Genomic DNA, 21,465 nt, shown 5'->3' with positions numbered 1-21,465 from the left:
AAAAATTATTTACTGCTTGCGTTTTTAGCAGCGATTTTTGGAACGACTTCCATACCATCATAAAGGACATCGATATTATTCAGTGCCACTTTATCTCCAGCTTTCAAACCAGATTTTACAAAATAATCTGCTCCAGCACTTCCTGCAATTTCAATTGGAACCATAGCTATTTTGTTGCCTTCTTTTAGAACAAAAACAAAAAATTTATCCTGAATATCTTTTACACTTGCCATTGGAACTGTAATTACAGATGATAAACTTTTGTTCAAGACAATTCTTGCCGAACCTCCAGAACGCAATTCTTTTTTCGGATTTGGAAATATCGCTTTCAAAGCAATTGTTCCTGTTGCACGATCGATGTTTCCACTGGCTACTTCCAGTTTCCCTTTTTGATCGTACTCGCTATCATCGGCCATAATTAAACTTACAGTCTGATTGCTTTTTGCATCTTTTGAAAAAGCCAAATAATCTGCTTCAGTCAAAGAAAAATATACAAATACGCTATTAATCTCAGAAAGAGTCGTTAATGGAACGGCATCATTTGGTGTAACTAAATTTCCGATACGGTTTGGAATACGGCTAATATAGCCGCTTACAGGAGCTTTAATCAAAGAGAAATCGGCATTAATCTGAGATGATCCTAAAGCGGCTTTTGCTTGTGCTACTTGTGCAGTTGCAGCTTCGTAATTGGCTTGTGCTGTTTTTAACTGCATGTCTGAGAAAACTTTCCCTTCAACCAAAGGTTTGATTTTCTCTACTTCCAATTTCGCATTCGCTTGATTCGCTAAAGCGCTTTTGTAAGCTGCACGGCTGTTATTTACCTGCTCTGCGTAAACGTCTCCTTTAATTTTAAAAAGCGATTGTCCTTTCGTTACATAATCTCCTTCTTTCACATAAATAGCCTCCAAATAACCCGATACCTGAGCTTTTATATCAACGTTTACAGTACCTTCGACTGTACCTGGATATTTCTTTTCTACTTCTCCTGTAACCGAATTGGTCTGAAGAAAGTCTACTTCTGGCTTTGGAGGAGCCATTTGTCCATCTCCACTTTTTCCGCATGAAGAAAGGGAGACCATTATCAATAGAATTGCAATCTTGGCAATTGCGCTATTATTTTTAAAAAACTGTTTTGTCATTTTACTTTTCATTTTTAAATGAATTACCTCAAATTTGGCAGCAAAATAACAGCGTAAAACTGCTTTTTTAAGGAAGAAATTTACCCAAACGACATATTTTGATACTGAAACGGAGGAATTTTTTTAAGGTACTAAGTGGCTAAGATGCTAAGGTTCTAAGTTTTTTATTTTGCCACGAATTCACGAATTTTCTCAAATTAAAAGTTTGATTTAAGAAATACTGAAAATATAATTTCTCGAATTTTTACTACAAAGATGCTGAGACACGATTTTTTACCACAGATTAAAGGATTAAAAAGGATTTTTTCTCGCTGATTGAGTAGACTTTAACGCATTCCTTGTCATCCTGACGAAGGAAGGATCACACACGGAATCATGCAAAGTATGACGGACAATCTTTGTTGAGTTTCTAGTGTGATCCTTCCTTCGTCAGGATGACAAACTGGATGTAAACCAAACTTTTCGAAAAAAAGAAAAAACCTCTGAACCTTTGTCTCTTTGAGCCTTTGCCCCTTTGAACCCTTCCACCCAAAAACCTTAGAATCTTAGCACCTCAGAACCTTAGTACCTTTCTTATCTATCCATCCACTGTTTAAAGAAAGGTGTTTTTTCTCTGCTGATGATCACCTCACGTTCGGGATCTAGTTTTAATTGGATTTTAAGTTTTGCGTTGAAGTAGTTCGCAATAGATTTGATGCTTTCGGCACGAATGAAAAACTGGCGGTTGGCACGAAAAAAGAGATTGGGATCTAGTTCTTGCTCCAGTTCTTCCATGGTTTGCGGAATCGAAATAATGACACCAGATTTAAGGAATAAATTACTGGTTTTAAATTCAGAATATATAAAGTCGATATCTGAAACGTCTACGCTTTTGTAGCCATCGCGATAGGTTACTAAAAAGCGCATTCTGAAAACTGGTTTTTCAATCAGTTCTTTTAGAATTCCAGCGATATTGGTTACGTTGGGTTCGTTTTTATTTAAAGATTTGAATTTAGATAGGGCAAACTCCAATTCGTTTTTTTCGATGGGTTTCATCAAATAATCGATGCTGTTTACCTTAAAAGCACGAATTGCATATTCGTCATACGCTGTAGTAAAAATGACTGGACAAGTGATATTGATTTCATCAAAAATGGCAAAACTTAATCCGTCTGCTAAACGAATATCCATAGTGATTAAATCGGGAGTCGGATTTGAATTTAACCATGCAACAGTATCTACAACGGTATCAATAATACCTAGAATTTCACAATTTGGTTCTAATTCTTCCAACAGCCTTTTTAATCGGCTGGCGTTAATATTTTCATCTTCTACAATTAAAATTTTCATAACTCTTAAATTAATGGCAGACGTACGTCATAATAACCGTTTGATTCACTGAAAATTGGCATTCTTTCAGATAAAATTTTATAACGAAATTTGATATTTTTATTTCCTATTCCTGTTGAAACCAAAGTTTTTCCAGCGGTTCTTTGTAGATTATTTCGAACAATAATATCACCAGAATCAGACAAAACAGTAATGGTAAGCGGATTGGCTAACGTTGCCATATTGTGTTTTACAGCATTCTCTACCAATAACTGTAAAGTCAAAGGCGGTAAATGAAGCGCTAAAGAGGCAACATCAACTTCAATTTTTAAAGCAATTTTATCTCCCAGCCTTTTCTTCAATAAATAAAAATACGCATTTAGGAATTCAATTTCTTCTTTTACTGTAATGGTATCTTTATTTGAATTTGAAATCATATAACGATATACTCTCGTTATATTTTCTAAGAAGGAAGCCGCTTCTTTCTGATCTTCATAAATCAATTCGGTCAAAGTGCTGAAATTATTGAACACAAAATGCGGATCTAACTGCATTTTTAAAGATTCTAATTTCGAACGCGTTACAGCTTCTTGCAACTCTGATGCTTTAACTTTTAATTCAGCAGTTTCTATAGCATTCAAACGCCATCTGTTTAACAGAAATATTCCCGTATGAATGGCACTTATGAATAATGAAATAATGGCTGCCATGATTTTAGACTGCCAAATCGTAACCAAATCATTTACTTCTAAAGCGGTACAGGGATATAAATAATCCCAAAGCCAGGAAAAAAAGTAATTGAGAAGAATGTTTCCTGCAATTAAGCAGATAAATTGGGCAATGGCCCTAAAAGCTGGATTTTGTTCCCAACTTATATAATAGTTTAATTTTCGGCCAACAAACAAAGTAAGCTCTGTAAGTATGGCGCAATACAGCAAAATAATGAAGATATCGAAGGTCTGATCTAAGTCGAGCAAACCTTCTTCTTCAAAATTTCTATACGGATTTAAGAAATAATAGGACGAAAGATAGACCAAAAAAACGGCTGGAATTACTATAACCCTGTAGTATTTATAGAAAAAATTCTTGCTCGATTTTTTATTTTGGTTCTTTCTACCCATTAATTCACCCAACTTGTAAAATTGAAAAATCCTATCTTATTAGTGTTCTACTAAAACACCTTCTGCCTTATTGATGGCTGTAATAGTTTCAACTGATTTTCTTTCACGCATAACACCCCATTTCAAGCAAGTTGCTCCCCATGAAAATCCTGCTCCAAAAGTAGTTATCAATACATTCTGTCCTTCTTTAAAATCGTCTTTGAAATCCCACAAACACAACGGAACTGTTGCAGATGTCGTATTTCCGTAACGGTCAATATTTACTTTTACTTTTTCAAAATCAATCCCTAAACTTTCGCCTACAGCATTGATAATTCTCAAATTAGCCTGATGTGGCACAACCCAATCAATCTGGTCTGATTCTAATTCGTTTTTCGCCAAAGCATCTTGCGAAACCTGACTCATTGCAGCAACGGCTCTTTTAAATACAAAAGCTCCGTCTTGTTTTAAATAGTGTGTTCTGTGCAAAAGACTCTGCATAGAAGTTGGATTTCTAGAACCTCCAGCTGGTACAGCAAGAGAAGAAACACCACTTCCGTCTGTTTTAAGAATCGTTTTCATTAAACCTGCATCAGATTCTGTTTTTTCTAATAAAACTGCTCCAGCTCCATCTCCGAAAAGAATACAAGTATTACGGTCTTCATAATCTACGATAGAACTCATTTTATCTGCTCCAACGATAATTAATTTTTTGTAGCGACCGCTTTCGATCATGTTTGCTCCCATTTCTAGTGCATACAAAAATCCGCTGCAAGCTGCATTCATGTCAATTCCAAAAGCATTTGTAAGTCCGCTTTTATCGCAAACAATACTTGCTGTTGGTGCTAAAATGTGATCTGGAGTCGCTGTTGCTACTAACAACGCTTCTATTTCTTCACGATCTACATTATAATTTGCGAAAAGATTTTCAATCGCTGCTGCGGCAAGATCAGATGTTGCCGTGTCATCGTCTGCGATTCTACGTTCTCTAATTCCAGTTCTTTTGATGATCCATTCCTCCGATGTATCAACTGTTTCTGAAATCTTTTTATTGGTCAAAATTGATGATGGCACGAAACCACCTATTGCTGTAATAACTGCGCTCATTGTTTTTTATTTTTTTTTAAGCTTTGCACTCTTAGAACCCAATGCTTACTACTTTTCTCTTCTTTTCACAGCTCATTTAGAACTATACAGGAAACATAATGTATTCCTTAAAAAGCCGATTAAATCTGCTGACAATACTTTTATGAGAAATATTGTTTTTTAAAACCTGAACAAGCTAAAAACATTGTACAAAATCCAACTAAAATAAATTAAAAATCTACACCAAGTGTTCTCTCGGTATTACGTGGAATAAAATCTTTAATTTATCTTATTTTTAAAATCATACAATGCTATTTCAGTTTGTAGATAATTCTCAATTATAGCTGTTGCCATACTGATAAAAAAACTATTTGCATTTAAGTTTTTAGAGTGCCACAAAATTAATTTAAAAAAATCTGAAACCAGCAGACAATTAAGAATAATTAACAAAACTGCCTTAAATGTTAAGATATAATTTTGAAATTCGGCCACAAGCCCAAAAAATTATTGAATCCCTAAAATCAAAAAAAATCTGTTAAATTTTATTTTGATACTATTTCCTCAAAAAAACTTTATAATTTTTATATCATTAGTTTTAAATCAAATCAATCTTTAATAATTCGGAAACGACAACAATGGGATCTCAAGTCCTGCTGCCAGAATCCTAGTTTTGCTTCTGTGAACCAAAGAATCCCAAAAACCGTATTTTTGAGGTACCATTATCAGCAAATCAGCCTTGTAATTCTTAATTTCTTTCCTGATTTCGTTAATAACAGCATTCGATCTTACCGTTTTATAAAGATATTTAACGTCTTCAAATTCTTTTTCTAGATTCGAATTCAATAAATTTCTGTGCTGTTCTTCTTTCAAATCGTCCAACTTATCATCTACAGTAAAAAATTCAATTTCGGCTTCAAAATCTCCTAAAGCATTTTTTATCCAGCTGAATTTTTTAATAGCCGAAAAACTTAAACTGTCGCAAGCATACAAAACCTTTCTTATATTAAGGAAACGTGCATTTTGAGGCACGGCTAAAACTGGAATCTGCAAATTTTTAATCGCTGTTGTAGTTGAATTTCCTAATAATTCCTGCTCAAAAGAACGTTCTGCCATTCCCATTACCACAACATCTGCATTTGTTTCTTTAATAATTCTTGGAAGTTCGTCTTCTAAAAAAGAATAGGTACAGATTGCTGCAGTTTCAATTCTAAACAAATCGCCTGTCTCCTTTGCTAAATTTTCTAACTTAGCAATTGCTCGATCAATCTGCTTTTGCATTGCGTCTGCAGTTATATGCGAGTTTGCGCTATGCACGCTCAGAGAAAATGAATTAAATAAAACCAATTTTGCGCCAGTAGCTCTTGCGAGTCCTGCTGCATAAGCAACGGCATTATTTGCAATATCAGAAAAATTAGTCGCGGCAATTATAGTAAGAGGTGAAATCATAAAAATAGTAATTAAGCTTTCTTGCAAAATTGCTCATTTAAATGCTTTAAACCTTTTTTATATCACTGAATAATCATTTTTCAGCCCCCAACCGTAAAATATCATTCCTGAAAAAATAGGCTTTCCTTTTTTGTTTCTTACTTTATAAACGATAAAATGCAGGTGCGATCTAACCGCGAAGTACGCAAGGATTTTTACTCTTTGGGATTTATAAAAACGCAAAGGTCGCAAAGCTGCATGTATAAAGCTGGTGAAAATTGATCGCGAAGAATTTTATTTTTAAAGCCATGGATTAAAAAGATTAAAAAGATTTTGTTTCACGCAGATCCTGCAGATTTTAGCAGATTTTAATTTTTAAGACTAAAAAAAATCCGCGCTTATCTGCTTAAATCATTTAAAATCTGCGTAAAATAAACCTTTGCGACTTTGCGAGATCAAAAAAAACTTAAGCACAAGTTTAACAGCTAGTAAAACCTTTGCGAACTTAAATTCACCAGCATTTATATAAAAAATCTTAGCGCTCTTTGCGGTAAAAAAACACCAACTCGCTCTCTGTCCATTTCACCTCGAAGTTTGTCCGTTTCAACATATTTTCGATTTCGTTTTTAAGGCTTTCAACGCACATTTGTACCGTTAAATAACTTTAAATATCAAAATCATGAACTCAAAAACAACAAAAATTATCTATTGGACAGGCGCAGTATTAACTTCTTTATGGTTTGGCGCAAGCGGTTTCTTCGAATTAACAAACAATCCATTAGTTTGGGGAATCACACAGCAATTGGGTTATCCTGCACATTTTATTTATATCCTTGGCGTTTTTAAAGTAGCTGGAGTCATTACACTTTTAATTCCGAACAAATTATTACGATTGAAAGAATGGGTTTTCGCAGGTGTATTTTTCGATATCATCTTCGCTTTCTTTTCAAAAATTGCCGTTTTAGGTTTTGGCGCTGCGACAGATGCGATTATTGCCTTTGTAATGGTAAGCGTAACGTATGCTATGTATAGAAAATTATATACCGCTACTTATACTCCATCTACCGAAAATTTTTAATGGAGATAGTAAAAACAAGAGGCTTTCTCAAAAGGAAAGTTCTTTTGTGTTTCTCTGAATATTAAAAACATTTTATAAATAGAAACCCCAGCGGGGGAAAATATTTATAGAGTTTCAATTAGACACATGAAAGAAGCTCCAGCGGAGCGACATATATTAAAGATTATGAAAATATGTCACTCCTCCGGAGCTTTATATTGTAACCGCATACTTTTTCTATAAATATTTCGCTTCTCTGAAGCTTACAAATGAGAAACTATACTTTTGATATGTTCTCTAAGAACTTTAAATTTAATTTTTTACAATGAAGAAGATCATTCTAATTCTCTGTTTTATACTTTCGGCTTTGTTTTTTATAAGCTGTTTTATGTTTCCTGGATTGTAAAATCAAACCAATTAGTTTATCTGAGAAAAGATAAATTAGTTGGTTTTATCGGTTTTCTAACCAGCTTAAAAATGCAGTTGCTTTTTCTTTTCCAACCAATAATTTTTCTTCTGTAGGAACACTTAGTTTTACGATTATTTTACGCGAAAAATAATGTTCTGCTTCTCGAACAGCCGAAAAATTAACCAAATATTGTCTGTTGATTCTAAAGAACTGAATTGGCGATAAAAGCTTATGAATTTCGTCTAATGACTGCGTTAACGGATATTCATTTTTATCTAAAGTCATAATCGTTGGCGTTTCGTTTTTGATGAAGAAGAATGCAATATTTTCCGTTAAAACAGTTTGGTATTTATTGTTTTTGAAAACCAAAAAACTGCTTTTCCCTTTGTTTTCTCCATTTCGCGTAAGCAAATAATCGAAATCCGGCATGGCTTTTTTATTTCTCTGAAAGAAGTTTTTAAGTTCTCCCGCTTTCTTCAAGGCTTGCGAAATACTATCTCTCGAAAAAGGTTTCAAAACATAATCAATTCCGTTTGATTTGAATGCTTCGATGGCATAATCATCAAAAGCAGTGCAGAAAATGACAGGCGACAAAACCTCAACATTCTTAAAAATCTCAAAACACTGACCGTCTGCCAGCTGAATATCCATAAAAATAAGATCGGGCTGATCGTTTTCTAAAAGATAATCTACTGCGCCGTCAATGCTTTGTATATACGACAAAATCTGAACATCGGGTCTGATGCTCAGAATAAGCTGGCCAAGGGCTTTGGCCGTTTTTACTTCATCTTCAATTATTATGATAGTCATAATTAAGTGGTATTTTTACTTTAAAGGTTGTTTCATCTTTGTCAATTTCAATTTCTTTATGAATCAGGTGCATAAAGCGCTGATTGATGTTATCTAAACCAACACCTGTAGAAACCGCGCCTCTTTTGAGTTGAATTTTATTTTCAACTACCAAAAATTCGTTTTCTGTATAAAGTCTAATTTTCAATGGTTTATCTAAAGAAACAACATTGTGTTTGATGCAATTTTCGATTAATAACTGCAAAGTAAATGGCGGAATTGCCGAATCGTACTGTTTGGGATCAATTTCGTTTTCTAAGACAAATCCGTCTTCAAAACGCGCTTTTAGCAGATATACATAAGAATCTAAAATTTGAAGTTCTTCGCTCAGCGGAATCAAATCCATTTTTCGGCTTTCTAACGTAAAACGATAAAAATCGGATAATTTCAAGATAAAATCAGAACTCTGCGGATCTTGGATATCAACCATCGATTTTAGCGTATTCAAACTATTAAACAAAAAATGCGGATTTACCTGTTGTTTCAATAATTCGTATTGAGCACCAAGATTTACTGCTTTTGTACGTTCTAGCTCAACCCCCATTTGCTGTGTTTGATAGTTTTGAAAAAGCAAATGCAGAAACATATACACAATCAAGTTGATTAAAACTCCGCGAAGTTCAAACATGATTGGCGCATCCATTTTTGAAACCTGAAACAGTTCCTGATGCGCGATTACTAGAATCACCATTAAAACAATCCCTAGAATAACACTTAGTAAAAGTTTCCAGTTAAAGAGGCTTTTGTTCGCGTGATTAGCTGAAAATTTTGGCAAACTGTAGATGTTATAATACCATATAAAAAGAGAAAACAGGAGTGTGATTGAAGAATTTATAATAAGATCTCCAGGTGTAGAATCGGCATCAAATAATTTAGGTATCGAAGCCATAACTGCCAATGCAATCGAACTTCCCCAAATGACTTTGAGCGAAACCTGAAAACGTTTTGGTTTTTCCATATTGTAATTGGTTTGTTATCTTAAGAATCAAAGATAGGTTTATTTGAAAAAGATTTCACGCAGATTTTATAGGATTTTAGCAGATTTTGCAGATAATTTCGATTTCCTTTTTTAATCTCGCAAAGACGCGGAATCGCAAAGTTTTTATCCTCTTTTATTGTCATTTCGAGGAACGAGACCCGAGCGATAGTGAACTGGCGAAGCAAATCTTCGTGAGTAACTCGACAAAGGTTAGAAATTCTGTGCGGAGCTACTTGTGAAGATTTCTCGTTCCTCGAAATGACAAACAGTGCGAGCAAAATAGAATTAAAAAAATCTTTATGAATCTGCTATAATCCCTTTCAAATCTGCGTGAAACAAAAAATCAAACCCGTTTAACTCCCAAAATAGCACCTGAATTCATATCTTGAATAAATCCAATAATTTCGAAATCTTGTGTATTATAATTTTTAGGAAGATGAATAGATGCCGTTCCTTTTTTGGTTTTGTTTAAATCTACAGATTGCAGATTACGCACAATTTGATAATGCGATAAAACCTTATGAGCATTCTCTCCTCTTTTCACATTGCTTTTAGCTTCTTTCTGAACAACTGCAAGCAATAGACGATTGTTTCTTGAAGTGCCTTCAACATTATAATTTACAGAAAGTGAATTCTCATTTTGATTTGCTTCTAAATTTAAACTTGCTGAAGCTGGTTTAGAAAGCGCCGATTTAATTCCGTTTCGCAGACTCGTTTCCTGAGAACCTATATAATCTGTTTTTCCATTAATGATCACTTGAGGCGTGTAGATTGGTTCTTTTCCTAGAAATTGGGCGTAATCGTATTGCCTTTTGGTGAAATCGGCATTGCTAAAAATATCTTTCCAACCTTGCTTGTCCCAGTAATCTACATGATATGCCAATACAAAAACATTTTTATCTCGGTATTCATTCTGAATTCTTCCCAACAATTCATCTGCAGGCGGACAGCTCGAACAGCCTTCTGAAGTATATAATTCTAAAAGTGCAAAACCTTTTGAATTGTTTTGACTAAAAACGCTGTTTCCAATTAAAAAAAACAGCATTACAAAGCCACTTAAAATTTTTATCTTTTTCATAATTGCATTTATTAAACCTGACAGGTTTTAAAAACCTGTCAGGTTTGTTAAGAGTAGAGTTTTCAAGTCAACTCATAACTCATAATTCATAACTTAAAACTCTTTTACAGAATATTAATCTCAACGTTTATATTCCCTCTCGTTGCTTTAGAATATGGACAAGTCTGATGCGCTTGCGCCGCCAAAGCTTCTGCTGTTGAAGTGTCAATTCCTGGAAGACTTATATTTAATCTTGCCTGAAGAGAATATTCTCCTTCTGTTACGCATAAATCTACTTCGGCGTCTACAGCAGTTTCGGCTGGAAGTCTAACGCCAAGTTTAGAAGCGGCAATTCCTAAAGCTCCAATAAAACAAGCCGACCATCCTGCAGCAAACAGCTGCTCCGGATTTGTTCCCGGACGCGAAGATCCCGGTGCGCTTAATTTGATATTCAATTGTTCGTCTGAACTTTGAGAAGCTCCTTCTCTACCGCCTGTTGTGTATGTTTTTCCTGTGTATAAAACTTTTGTTCCCATGTTTTTTTGTGTAAAATGTTATTTGTAAAAAGTGAAATGTTTTTTGTTATTATTGTTTGATATTGAATTTGGAATTTGGAATTTCAAAAAATTGGAATTTACTTAGAGACATCAATTATCGCTTGTGCAAATGCCTTTGGATCTTCTTGCGGAACATTGTGTCCAATTCCTTTTAAAACTCTATGTTCGTATTTTCCTGTGAATTTGTTTGCGTACGCTTTTCCATCCGCGAAAGCGCCATCAAAATCACTACCAATTGTAATCGTCGGAACTTTAATTTCTGGTTTTGCAGCAAGGCGTTTTTCTAGATTATCGTATTTAGCTTCACCTGCTTCTAGAGATTGTCTCCATCTGTAATTGTGAATCACGATTGCGACATGATCTGGATTATCAAAAGATTGCGCTGTTTGATCGTAAGTTGCTTTGTCGAAATTCCATAAAGGAGAAGCGATTTTCCAGATTAATTTATTGAAATCATAGGTATTTTGAGTGTAACCTTGTCTTCCTCTTTCGGTTGCGAAATAATATTGGTACCACCATCCTAACTCAGCAGTTGGAGGAAGCGGTTTTAAGTTTGCTTCTAGATTTACCACCAAATAACCACTTACCGAAACCAAACCTTTTACACGTTCTGGCCAAAGTGCTGAAACTACAACTGCTGTTCTAGCTCCCCAATCGAAACCGCCAATTACGGCTTTGTCAATTTTAAGGGCATCCATAAAAGCGATAATATCACTTGCTAAAGCCGCTTGCTGACCGTTTCTAAAAGTTTCTTTTGAAAGGAAAGTCGTTGTTCCGAATCCACGCAAATAGGGAGTAAAAACGTGGTATCCTTTTGCTACTAAAATCGGAACGACTTCGTTGTAACTGTGAATATCGTAAGGCCAGCCGTGAAGTAATACTACTGGAGTTCCGTTTGACGGACCTGCTTCGGTATAGCCTACATTTAATAATCCAGCGTTGATTTGTTTTAATGTTCCAAGTGAACTATTTACTTCAATTGTTTTTTGTTTTGAAGTTTGTGCTTGAGTGAAAGATGCATTCATAAAAAGAATAGCGATTAAAGTATTGAATAGTGTTTTCATAATTTTTATTATTTGATTAGTTGATTATCAGTTAATTTCTTCGTCAAAGGTATCTTGACAATGTTTGTTTTAAAAGGTAAAAAAAGGTGAAGTGGACAAAGTTTGGGTTGAAATGGACAGGCTTTGTTTTTGTATCGCAGAGTTCGCAAAGGTTTTACGCAAAGAGCACAAAGTTTTTTTGAGCTGAAACTAAGTTTCTTTTAAGTTCACAAAGCTTTGTGAGAATAAAACTTTGCTACTTCGCTCCCGATAGATATCGGGATTGCGAGATTAAAAAAGTCTAGGATTAACACAAAGCTTTGTGAACTTAATGTCTATTGACATTCTCCTTAAACAGAACTTCGCGCCCTTTGCGAAAATCCTTTGCTTACTTTGCGTTAAGAACCATACTCATTTCAACTCGAAACTATTTTTTCAAATGATTAAAATCTGTAAAAATCAATTTAATCTGTGGCAAAACTTTCAACACAAAGCTTTGCAAACTTAATGTCTATTGACATTCTCCTTAAACAAAACTTCGTATCCTTTGCGAATCCTTTGCGCTCTTTGCGTTAAAAAACTACCCGCATTTCAACTTGAAGCTATTTTTTCATAGTCAAAATAGGTTTCCCTTTTTCCACAATATAAGTCGCCAGTTCTGATGCTTTAGCATTTGTATTATTTTTAGCAGAATGTACTACGCCTGCCGGAATAAAAAGTACTTCGCCTGCTTTTAAAGTCACTGGTTTTTCGTCTTCGATCTGATATTCCAGCGAGCCTTCAACCACATAAATCACTTCTTCGCCTGGATGAGAATGTTTCCCGAAAGCAGAATGTCCATCAAAATCGATTCGTGCCTGAACCATTTCTTTCCCTGGAGTACTTAGATCATGTTTTTGCAGATCGATACGTTTTACTCCTTGCGCTGTAATTTGATTCGGAACTAAAAAGGCAATAATTCCTAAAACAATAATTGCGATTATAACCCATGTTTTTTGTTTTTTCGTTTCCATAACTTCTGATTTAAATTATTTGTTTTCGTTAATTTCTTTGTCAAAAGTATTTCGATACCCCTTCATACGAAATCAGGAAATAGGTGAAACGGACAAACTTCAGGGTGAAATGGACAGCACGTGAGTTGTGATTTGTGAGATATGAAATGTTTGAGAGTTTAACCGCAAAGTTCGCTAAGTTTTTAATCTCGCAAAGTCACGAAGTTGCAAAGTTTTGTCTTTAATTTTTGCCACAGATTAAAAGGATTAAAAGGATTTTTTAATCTGTGTTAATCTGTGAAATCTGTGGCTAGAATAAAAATTCGCAAAACTTATTACATAAAGCTTTGCGAACTCACCGTCACTTAAAACCAGCTAAAAAAAAACTTTGCGAACTTTGCGTAAATCTTAGCGTGCTTTGCGGTTAAATAAAAAAATCAGGATTAGCATTTTACCGCCATCCTGATTTTTCTGAATTATAACTAACTTTTATTTAAACTTTCGACTTTTGACTTTTGACTTTCGACTTTTGACTTTTTATCTTCTTCCTCTAAAGCCTCCGCCGCCTCTGAAACCGCCACCGCCGAAGCCGCCTCCATTAAATCCGCCTCCGCTTCTTTGGATATTTTGGAAATTTCGGGTTTGCATTTCACCTCGATCTCTTGACATAGCCGAACGATCTAAATCGTTTGTAATGTCTGGACGACCAGCTTCTCCAAGCGGTTTATTAGGCTGACCAAGAGTTTGATCTGCTTTAGGGAAATTATCTCGCATTCCATCACCCATTCGGGTTTCACCACCTAGATTTTGGTTGTCACGCTGCATTCGTTCTCCCGCTCCATTTGCTCCAAGTCCCTGATTGTTATCGCGCTGAATCCTTTCTCCCGCTCCATTTGCACCAAGCCCTTGATTATCGCGTTGAATTCTTTCTCCAGCTCCATTCGCTCCAAGTCCCTGGTTTGCTCTATTTTTAATCCCTTCACCCGTTTTTTTAGACGAACCCAAAGTTCCTGCTTGTGTCCAGCCACCATTTCCGTTATTATAATGGCTCCAGTTTCCGTTGGCGTCTCTTTTGTAGACATGTCCGTCGTGACCAGCATATAAATTATTATTGGTATGAATTGTAGTTCCTCCACCTCTTCTGTGTGTAATTACACCTTTATTTCCTCCCGAAGTTTCATAACCAATTGCCGTTCCTCGTCGTGTAGTGATATGTCCCGTCTGCGCCCACTGATTTCCGTTTGTCGCAGCCGAATGTCCCCATTGCGCATACGCATTATGTCCTTGATTCGTTCTCGCATAATTTCCTGTCCACGGATTATAGGTACTCGCAGCCGTACGTCCGCCATACCAACCTTGCACACTTGCAGAACGTCCGTATCTTCCCGTTGCAGGATTATACCAAGCCGCAGTTCCAGCAGCGCCATAAGGTCCATAAACACGTCTTCCTGCCGCATAACCACCCGTCCACGGATTGTAAACCGCTCCTCCTCCATAAGCATAAGGCCACGGACGATAAATTGGATACAGTCCGCCGTAATACATATAAGGCGGATAATACCATCCTGTACCGTACGTTAATATAGCGCCGAATGTTGCACCAATAATAAAAGCCCCCAAATAACCCGCTGTTGCACTACTTTCAACTGTTGTATCGGTTGTCGTTTGCGTTACATACGTAACATTATATACTGGCGAACTTGGCGGAATCGTATAAATTTCTTTCGGAACAGAATCGCATGTTTTCCAAGGTCCATTCGGGCTTGCCGACATAAACCAAACCGCCTGAAAACATAAATAGTACAAATCACCTACTTTCACGATTTTTTCCTGAGTATTGCTTGCATATTGCATTTTGGTTCCATCAATAGGTTTAAACTGAGGAGTTCCGCCATCATACGATACTTTTACTTTCGCTTCAGCATCCGATTTCTTTAATATAGCAGTTGTAGGAACTTGCGATAACATTACAGCATCATTCGCTTCCTGAGTTCCCGGTACCGACGACAATACATTAGCACGCGGAGAATCTTTCGGAATCTTAGCAAAATCAGCCGGAAGACTATTACTAGCATAACTCCACGGACCTGTTAATTCTTTAGACTTAAACCATCTTCCAGACAATAATACATAATACTGACCCTTGTTTTCGTCGGCAAAAACATCATTCTCGGTATTGTCAATATATAATAATTTGGTTCCTGGAATTTTTTCAAATTTCGGACTTCCGTTTATCGCAATCAACTCTGCAGGTTTGTTGCTGTAGAAAACCTCTGGAGCTCCACCAGATGAAGGTGGCGGAATCATTTTCTTAACATCATCAAAATTCTGACCCGAAGGCAGATTGCTTAAACCCGAAGGCAATTTGGTTGTTTTAGTCCATTTACCCGCGACATTTTTCGAAGTCAGCCAGATATTCTCCACCAATAAATAATAATCTTTTGTCGTTTTATCAAAAAACAAATCCCAATTGGTATTTACTACATATTGAATATCCGTTTTTTCTACAGGCACCAAAACCGGTTCGCCTTGCACGATAAGCAAAATCGACGGATTCGTGCTGTAAAAAATGGCTGGAGGATCGTTTTTAGCAGCAATTCCCTTTGGCGGACTTTTGGTATGACTTAAATCTGCCAAAATACGATCTACCGAAATAGGATCTCCGCTCTGTGGCAACGTTTCTTTAAACAGCTTTTCCATTTCAGGAACTTTCTTTTCGTCCAAAGCAGGAAAACGTATGTCGGTTACCTGAAGATTTTTTATAAAAGCGCTTCTATTGTCTTTGTCTACCAAAGTTTCTGCTTTCAAAGAAGCCACACCCAAAACCTGTTTTCCGTCTTTTGGAGTCAGCGAAAAAGCCACTCGAGCAGTAATTTCTTTAAAATCTTTCCAATCGTCTACCTGAGGCTGATAATAAACCAGTTTTGTACCGTTATTTTCGGCTTCGCGAGGCCAACCCCGATCTGCAATTAATGTCGTGTCGGCAGTTTCAGACTTTCCAGTTTCAGAACTTGACTGCTCCGTATTTTTATCTTTTTTGCAGGAGAACAAAATTGTACTCAAACAAACTCCAAATATTAGAAAAGCATTTCTCATAAATTTAAAAGTTAGATTATTCATTGAAAATTTATTTTCTCGGTCGTCGTATAAAATTGATTCCTATAAAATTAAATTCACCGAATAAATAAAACTACAAATCAGCCACTTACTTTGTTTCACATTATAATTTGAAACCAAATAAGTGCTTAAATGATCCTTCTTTTCTAGAACCAAAATTTTAATCTGTACCAATAAATTGAGCTAAAATGAAGCAGTGATACTGATTAGGAGCCATTTCCCGCTATCCGTTACAATCTTTTGTGCTGAACCCCAGCACACAAGGATTTTCACTTCTATCGGGGCTAGGGCACTCATTTTCGAAAAGAAGTTTTTGGAAAAATTATTATTTAAAATCTTTTGTGCTCTAACCCCAATCTAATCAATACTTATAAATTATTTTTATAATTAATAAAAATTATTAATTTGATTAATAAACACCTTCCCTATACTTTTGCTTCATCAAAATCAAAGAAATGATTTGAACATCTTAAAAAATAACTTAAAAAATAGAAATCATGAAATTTACAAGAAGAGCAAACGCAAACTGGAAAGGTACAGGAATGGAAGGAAAAGGAACCATTAGTACACAAAGCACAACTTTAGACAATGCACAATTATCATTTAAAACTCGTTTTGAGCAAGGTGTCGGAACCAATCCTGAAGAATTAATCGCAGCGGCACATTCTGGGTGTTTTACTATGCAGTTAAGCTTTTTATTATCTGAAGCTGGGTTCGTTCCAGAAGATTTAGACACAACTGCCAAAGTAACTTTTGAAGACGGAACTATTACCTTAATTCAGTTAGAATTGACTGGAAAAGTACCTGGAATTTCTGCAGAAGAGTTTCAGCAAACCGCTCAAAAAGCAAAAGAAATTTGTCCAATTTCTAAATTGCTGAATACTGAGATTACTTTATCAATCACTTTACTTTAAATAAATCCCAATACAAAAATCCCAAATTCCAAGTCTGAATGGAAAATTGGAATTTGGAATTTTTAAAATTGAAATTTCTATTCAAATTTAAAATCTAAATAAAATGAAAACAATATTTAAAAGCTTTTTAGCATTCGCAATACTAATTTTTAGTTTGGCATTCACAAACGTAAACGCACAAACTAATCCTAAAATTAAAAATGTCGTATTGGTTCACGGCGCATTTGCAGATGGCTCTGGATGGCACGGTTTATACAAAGTTTTAACTAAAAAAGGCTATAATGTAACCATCGTTCAAAATCCGTTGAGCTCTTTAGAAGATGACGTTCAAGCCACAAACTTAGCTTTAGACAAACAAGACGGACCCACTATTTTGGTTGGACATTCTTGGGGAGGAACCGTAATTACAGAAGCTGGAAATCACCCAAAAGTAGCGGCTTTGGTTTACGTAGCGGCTTTACAGCCTGATAATGGCGAAAATTCTGTTCAGTGGTTGCAAACTGCTCCTCCAGCTCCAGAAAATGGTGTATTGCCTCCAGATGAAAAAGGAATTGCGTATTATGACAAAGCTAAATTTCACGCTGGTTTTGCCGGAGATTTGAGCAAAGAACAAGCCGATTTTATGTATGCTTCACAAGGTGCTTTTCACGCGCAAGGTTTTTTAACACCAATAACTAAAGCCGCTTGGAGAACTAAACCTTCTTACGGAATCGTAGCGACCGAAGATAAAAGTATTGTTCCAAGTATTCAGTATGCAATGTACAAACGCTCTAACACAAAAATCACTGAAATTAAAGGTAGCCACGTGGTGTTTATTTCTCAGCCAGAGAAAGTGGCAAATGTGATTATTGAAGCATCAAAATAATTGTGAATGGTTAATTGTAAATTATAAATTCACATAATCTTGTCATTTCGACGGAGGAGAAATCTTCGCAAGAAACTCTACAAAGATTGGCGACATTCTACACGGAGCTACTTGTGGAGATTTCTCGTTCCTCGAAATGACAAAATCCAAAATAAAAATTCCAAATTCCATACTCTAAGCAGTTATTGGAATTTGGAATTTTTATTTTGGAATTTTTATTTTGGAATTTCTAACGATACTTACTCACCTCCTTAATAAAATAAGGCGAATCGTTCCAGCGGATTTTTTTATAATTGAAATCTTTTTTGAGCGATTCGGGAAGACAATTCCAGATTGCTTCATTCATTTTTTCTAGTAATAATTTCTTGGAGAAGGAATCGGAAACTACCAGACTTATTTCTCTTACGGGAACTGGTTCTTTAAAAGGTTTAAAAAGTCCGCCTGATTCGTTTAAGGTCGAAAGTTTAGGAATAATCGCAAATCCTAGATGGGCTCGAACTAGATTTTTTAAGGTTTCTATCGAATTAATATCATACGTAAATTGTTCCTTTATTTTATCCGATGTTTTTAGTCCGCAGATGTCTAATAATTGTGCGTTGTAGCAATATTCGTGATGCAATAATAACAATTCGGTTTTGTCGCCGGGCTGCATTTCGTAAAATTCATCATTCGCCATAGGATGCGTCTGATTTAAATAAGCAACAAATGGTTCTTTAAAAACAACATGTTCAATTAAATTCGGATTTCCTGTTGGCGTAGCCATAATCGCAACGTCAATTGCACCTGTTTCCAAATCGCGCATTAAATGTCCCGTATATCCTTCTTTGATAATAAAATGTACTTTTGGCGCCGCTTCTTTCATGGCCTGAATAAACAGCGGAATCAAATAAGGCGATAAAGTGGAAATAATGCCCAGTTTCAACTCCCCTTCCAATAGATTTTTTTCGTTGATCACAAAATCACGAATTTCATCCACTTCACGAAGTATCTTTTTGGCTTTATTAATAATTTCAATTCCTAAAACGGTTGGTGTCAATGGCACTTTATTTCGATCAAAAATCTTAATTCCGATTTCTTCTTCTAGATTTTTTAGCTGAATGGTAAGTCCGGGCTGCGTTACCATACAAACCTCGGCAGCTCTTGCAAAATGCCGTTCTTCGTCTAATGCCACTATATATTTTAACTGCTGAATGGTCATGTTTTCTAGTTTCTAAGGTACTGAGATGCTAAGGTACTCAGTTGCTCTTTTTTATTGTTAGTTTTTTAAGAAAATTTTGTGCTTGTCATTCTTAAATGCTTTTTTTTAAACAAACTTAATTCGAAATAACAAAAGCGATCTTAAACGGATCGCTTTTATTATTTAGTGATAAAGACTCCTTAAATACCCTATTCTATTACTTTTTTGTCTTTTAGGGAGTGTTATTATTATTTCTCGCTATCTATATTTACAATAATACCGCACTAAAAATACTGCGCATATACTAGCAGTAAATCCAACTACATTTTAGAAATCCCACTATTCTCCTCTATATCAAAATAAAGGATCGCAAAACTATTGCATCAAATTAACCTTAAAACAAACAAAATGAGCTTTCTAGCAAACTACAAATCAACGAAGAAAAACGTACCAACATGAGCAAATTCCAATGCTCATATCAATAGAACTGACTGCCAAAGAATCGGTTTTCGGCAATGCCCAGTTCTTTAAAAAATAGATTTCAATTTAACCAATCATTACCTTATTTAAATTTCTAAAAAAATGTCAAAATTCACAGAACAGGTACATATTACTATAGAAGGCTTTACCCAAAATGTTATCTATTACAATCTCGAGCTGTCTCAAAAAATGGCAGACCACCATCATTTTTCTTTCTTTTGGCAATACACAGGAAAACCTATTATTGCCCCGCAGGATCAGGAAAAAGCCTTTAGCAATTATATTGGCAGCGAAGTCATATTTACCTTTAAAGTAAAAGGCATATGCTTAATGTCTAAAGGAAGAATTACAAAATTAGGTTCTATCGATCTGCACGGAAGCCCAGCTGGACTGCACGTAACGGGAACAAGTCATACCATTGCTCTTGATGATATGCCAAAATCCAGAATCTTTCGCGAGAAAAACCTCCAACAGATTGGACTCGAAATTTTAGCAGAAGAAAACTCGGGAGAATTTTATCAGAGAGAAGCCATTGTGCCTACTTATACAAAAGAATTCAGCTTTAAGACTCAGTATAATGAAACAAGCTTTGATTTCCTTAAACGCCTTTCTGCACGTTATGCCCAATGGTTTTATTTTGACGGAATGCGTATGCAGTTTGGCCAGATTAAAAACACCGACATAAAACTTATAAACGAATCTTCGCTGCATAACTTTAGCATCGAAGCCAATTTAATTTCTCATAAAACTTCGTTCAGCAGTTATGACTACAAAAATGCTTCTAACATAAAAAATGGTGCAGAAAAAACCTCCGTAGGAAGTCAAGACCGATTTGCCACGCTGGCCGTTTTTAAACAGCCTTACATTGTAAGACCCGGACTCGAAAATGGCGCATATACCAGCAACGCTCAGAATAAGGATGAGATCGATGAAATGGTAAAAATGCAGACCGCAGGACGCGATGCCAACAGCATATTCTACAGTGGTACCTCCTATCTGCCAATAGGTTTGGGACAGACTTTTTCTATTGAAAATAAAAACGTAGAACATCATTTACTGGCAATTGAAATTATACACTGCTCTGAAGTAAACGGAAATTACACCTGCAAATTTAAAGCAATTCCTGCCGATGTTGCAGCGCCGCACTACACAGACGTAAATGCATTTGCTTCTGCCGAAAGCCAGCCCGCAATAGTAATTGATAATAATGACCCCGAAAAAATGGGACGCATAAAAGTGGAATACTTCTGGAAGGGCTGGACAAGCAAAAGCGATTGGATGCGTGTGGTTCAGCCTTACTCTGGCTCTGGAAAAGGGCTATATTTTAGACCCGAAATTGGCGAAGAGGTTCAGATAAGTTTTGAAGCCAACAATGTAGAACGCCCGTATATTTCTGGCACCTATTACAACGGAAAAGAAATGCCCGATTTCTTTGATACCAAAAACCGAATTAAAGGCTGGAAACTCCCTTTTGGACAGCTTTTCAAGTTTATTGAAAAAGTGTGCATCATACTCTCTGACCCAAGTGGGAATGAAATTCAACTAGATGAAGAAGGCAAAAATATTAATGTGAACTCTCCTGAAACAATTACTATACGCGCTAAAAATATTGTTTTTGAGGCAAGTGAAAGTATAACTTATGTCGCTGGAACTAATATCTCTGAAACAGCAATACTAAATAAAACTTCCAGTATTGGAGGAATTTTAGACACTAGTGTCGGATTGGATAAAATATTACATGTTGCTGGAGATAGTCATATTAATATAGAAGGGAATTCAAACTCGGAGGTAAAAAAAGACCGAAACTTAGCTTCTGAGAGTAAAATAATTACTCAGAGCGATTTAGGTCACGAGTTCCATTCTGATAAGGATATCAAAAATAACAGTAGTGAGCAAACAAGACAAAACTAA

At 35.7% G+C, this 21,465-nt stretch carries 17 protein-coding genes; 4 read left to right on the top strand and 13 right to left on the bottom strand.

Annotated elements, in window-relative coordinates; translation table 11 throughout:
- Window positions 1-5: 5 nt before the first annotated feature.
- The 5 genes from DMA14_RS10905 to DMA14_RS10880 form a co-directional block, all read right to left on the bottom strand.
- Window positions 6-1,139 carry an efflux RND transporter periplasmic adaptor subunit gene (locus DMA14_RS10905; RefSeq protein WP_111425029.1) on the bottom strand — a complete coding sequence of 378 codons (1,134 nt, stop codon included), beginning with the start codon at window positions 1,137-1,139 and terminating at the stop codon, window positions 6-8.
- Window positions 1,140-1,712: 573 nt separating this feature from the next.
- The gene (locus tag DMA14_RS10900; protein ID WP_111424706.1) at window positions 1,713-2,468 is read right to left on the bottom strand and encodes a LytR/AlgR family response regulator transcription factor; all 756 of its coding nucleotides are present in this window, start codon (window positions 2,466-2,468) and stop codon (window positions 1,713-1,715) included.
- A gap of 5 nt (window positions 2,469-2,473) precedes the next feature.
- A complete protein-coding gene (locus DMA14_RS10895; protein ID WP_111424705.1) occupies window positions 2,474-3,568 on the bottom strand; it encodes a sensor histidine kinase in 1,095 nt (364 codons plus the stop codon).
- Between the two features lie 39 nt (window positions 3,569-3,607).
- The gene (locus DMA14_RS10890) at window positions 3,608-4,654 is read right to left on the bottom strand and encodes a beta-ketoacyl-ACP synthase III (protein WP_111424704.1); all 1,047 of its coding nucleotides are present in this window, start codon (window positions 4,652-4,654) and stop codon (window positions 3,608-3,610) included.
- A gap of 591 nt (window positions 4,655-5,245) precedes the next feature.
- Complete coding sequence (locus tag DMA14_RS10880) at window positions 5,246-6,079, bottom strand: universal stress protein (protein WP_111424702.1); 834 nt, start codon at window positions 6,077-6,079, stop codon at window positions 5,246-5,248.
- Window positions 6,080-6,737: 658 nt separating this feature from the next.
- Between DMA14_RS10880 and DMA14_RS10875 the strand changes: the two genes are divergently transcribed.
- Window positions 6,738-7,136: a DoxX family protein gene (locus DMA14_RS10875; RefSeq protein ID WP_111424701.1), complete on the top strand. Its 399-nt coding sequence runs from the start codon at window positions 6,738-6,740 to the stop codon at window positions 7,134-7,136.
- 430 nt (window positions 7,137-7,566) lie between these two features.
- On the opposite strand, the gene DMA14_RS10870 is transcribed toward DMA14_RS10875, so the two are convergent.
- The 7 genes from DMA14_RS10870 to DMA14_RS10840 form a co-directional block, all read right to left on the bottom strand.
- On the bottom strand, window positions 7,567-8,334 hold the full coding sequence (locus tag DMA14_RS10870; protein ID WP_111424700.1) for a LytR/AlgR family response regulator transcription factor: 768 nt from the start codon (window positions 8,332-8,334) through the stop codon (window positions 7,567-7,569).
- A complete protein-coding gene (locus DMA14_RS10865; protein WP_111424699.1) occupies window positions 8,315-9,331 on the bottom strand; it encodes a sensor histidine kinase in 1,017 nt (338 codons plus the stop codon). Before DMA14_RS10865 ends, DMA14_RS10870 begins: the two co-directional genes overlap by 20 nt.
- A 364-nt stretch (window positions 9,332-9,695) precedes the next feature.
- Window positions 9,696-10,430 (bottom strand): DUF1223 domain-containing protein, encoded by a 735-nt coding sequence (locus DMA14_RS10860; protein ID WP_111424698.1) that lies wholly within the window; start codon window positions 10,428-10,430, stop codon window positions 9,696-9,698.
- A 104-nt stretch (window positions 10,431-10,534) separates the two neighbouring features.
- Window positions 10,535-10,945 (bottom strand): organic hydroperoxide resistance protein, encoded by a 411-nt coding sequence (locus DMA14_RS10855; protein WP_111424697.1) that lies wholly within the window; start codon window positions 10,943-10,945, stop codon window positions 10,535-10,537.
- A 98-nt stretch (window positions 10,946-11,043) separates the two neighbouring features.
- Window positions 11,044-12,030 carry an alpha/beta fold hydrolase gene (locus DMA14_RS10850; RefSeq protein WP_111424696.1) on the bottom strand — a complete coding sequence of 329 codons (987 nt, stop codon included), beginning with the start codon at window positions 12,028-12,030 and terminating at the stop codon, window positions 11,044-11,046.
- Window positions 12,031-12,611: 581 nt separating this feature from the next.
- Window positions 12,612-13,022, bottom strand: coding sequence for a cupin domain-containing protein (locus DMA14_RS10845; protein ID WP_111376415.1), 411 nt, complete (start codon window positions 13,020-13,022; stop codon window positions 12,612-12,614).
- 516 nt (window positions 13,023-13,538) lie between these two features.
- Window positions 13,539-16,097: a hypothetical protein gene (locus DMA14_RS10840; RefSeq protein WP_238989948.1), complete on the bottom strand. Its 2,559-nt coding sequence runs from the start codon at window positions 16,095-16,097 to the stop codon at window positions 13,539-13,541.
- A 518-nt stretch (window positions 16,098-16,615) separates the two neighbouring features.
- Between DMA14_RS10840 and DMA14_RS10835 the strand changes: the two genes are divergently transcribed.
- Window positions 16,616-17,032: an OsmC family protein gene (locus DMA14_RS10835; protein ID WP_095929114.1), complete on the top strand. Its 417-nt coding sequence runs from the start codon at window positions 16,616-16,618 to the stop codon at window positions 17,030-17,032.
- Between the two features lie 103 nt (window positions 17,033-17,135).
- Window positions 17,136-17,897, top strand: a complete 762-nt coding sequence (locus tag DMA14_RS10830; protein ID WP_111424694.1) for an alpha/beta hydrolase — start codon at window positions 17,136-17,138, stop codon at window positions 17,895-17,897.
- A gap of 229 nt (window positions 17,898-18,126) precedes the next feature.
- On the opposite strand, the gene DMA14_RS10825 is transcribed toward DMA14_RS10830, so the two are convergent.
- Complete coding sequence (locus DMA14_RS10825; protein WP_111424693.1) at window positions 18,127-19,095, bottom strand: hydrogen peroxide-inducible genes activator; 969 nt, start codon at window positions 19,093-19,095, stop codon at window positions 18,127-18,129.
- Between the two features lie 561 nt (window positions 19,096-19,656).
- Between DMA14_RS10825 and DMA14_RS10820 the strand changes: the two genes are divergently transcribed.
- Window positions 19,657-21,465, top strand: coding sequence for a type VI secretion system Vgr family protein (locus DMA14_RS10820; RefSeq protein WP_111424692.1), 1,809 nt, complete (start codon window positions 19,657-19,659; stop codon window positions 21,463-21,465).

This window comes from Flavobacterium sharifuzzamanii (assembly GCF_003254585.1).
GTDB lineage: Bacteria > Bacteroidota > Bacteroidia > Flavobacteriales > Flavobacteriaceae > Flavobacterium > Flavobacterium sharifuzzamanii.
Note: the sequence above shows the minus strand (reverse complement) of the source record. Positions and strands in the feature narration are given on the sequence as shown.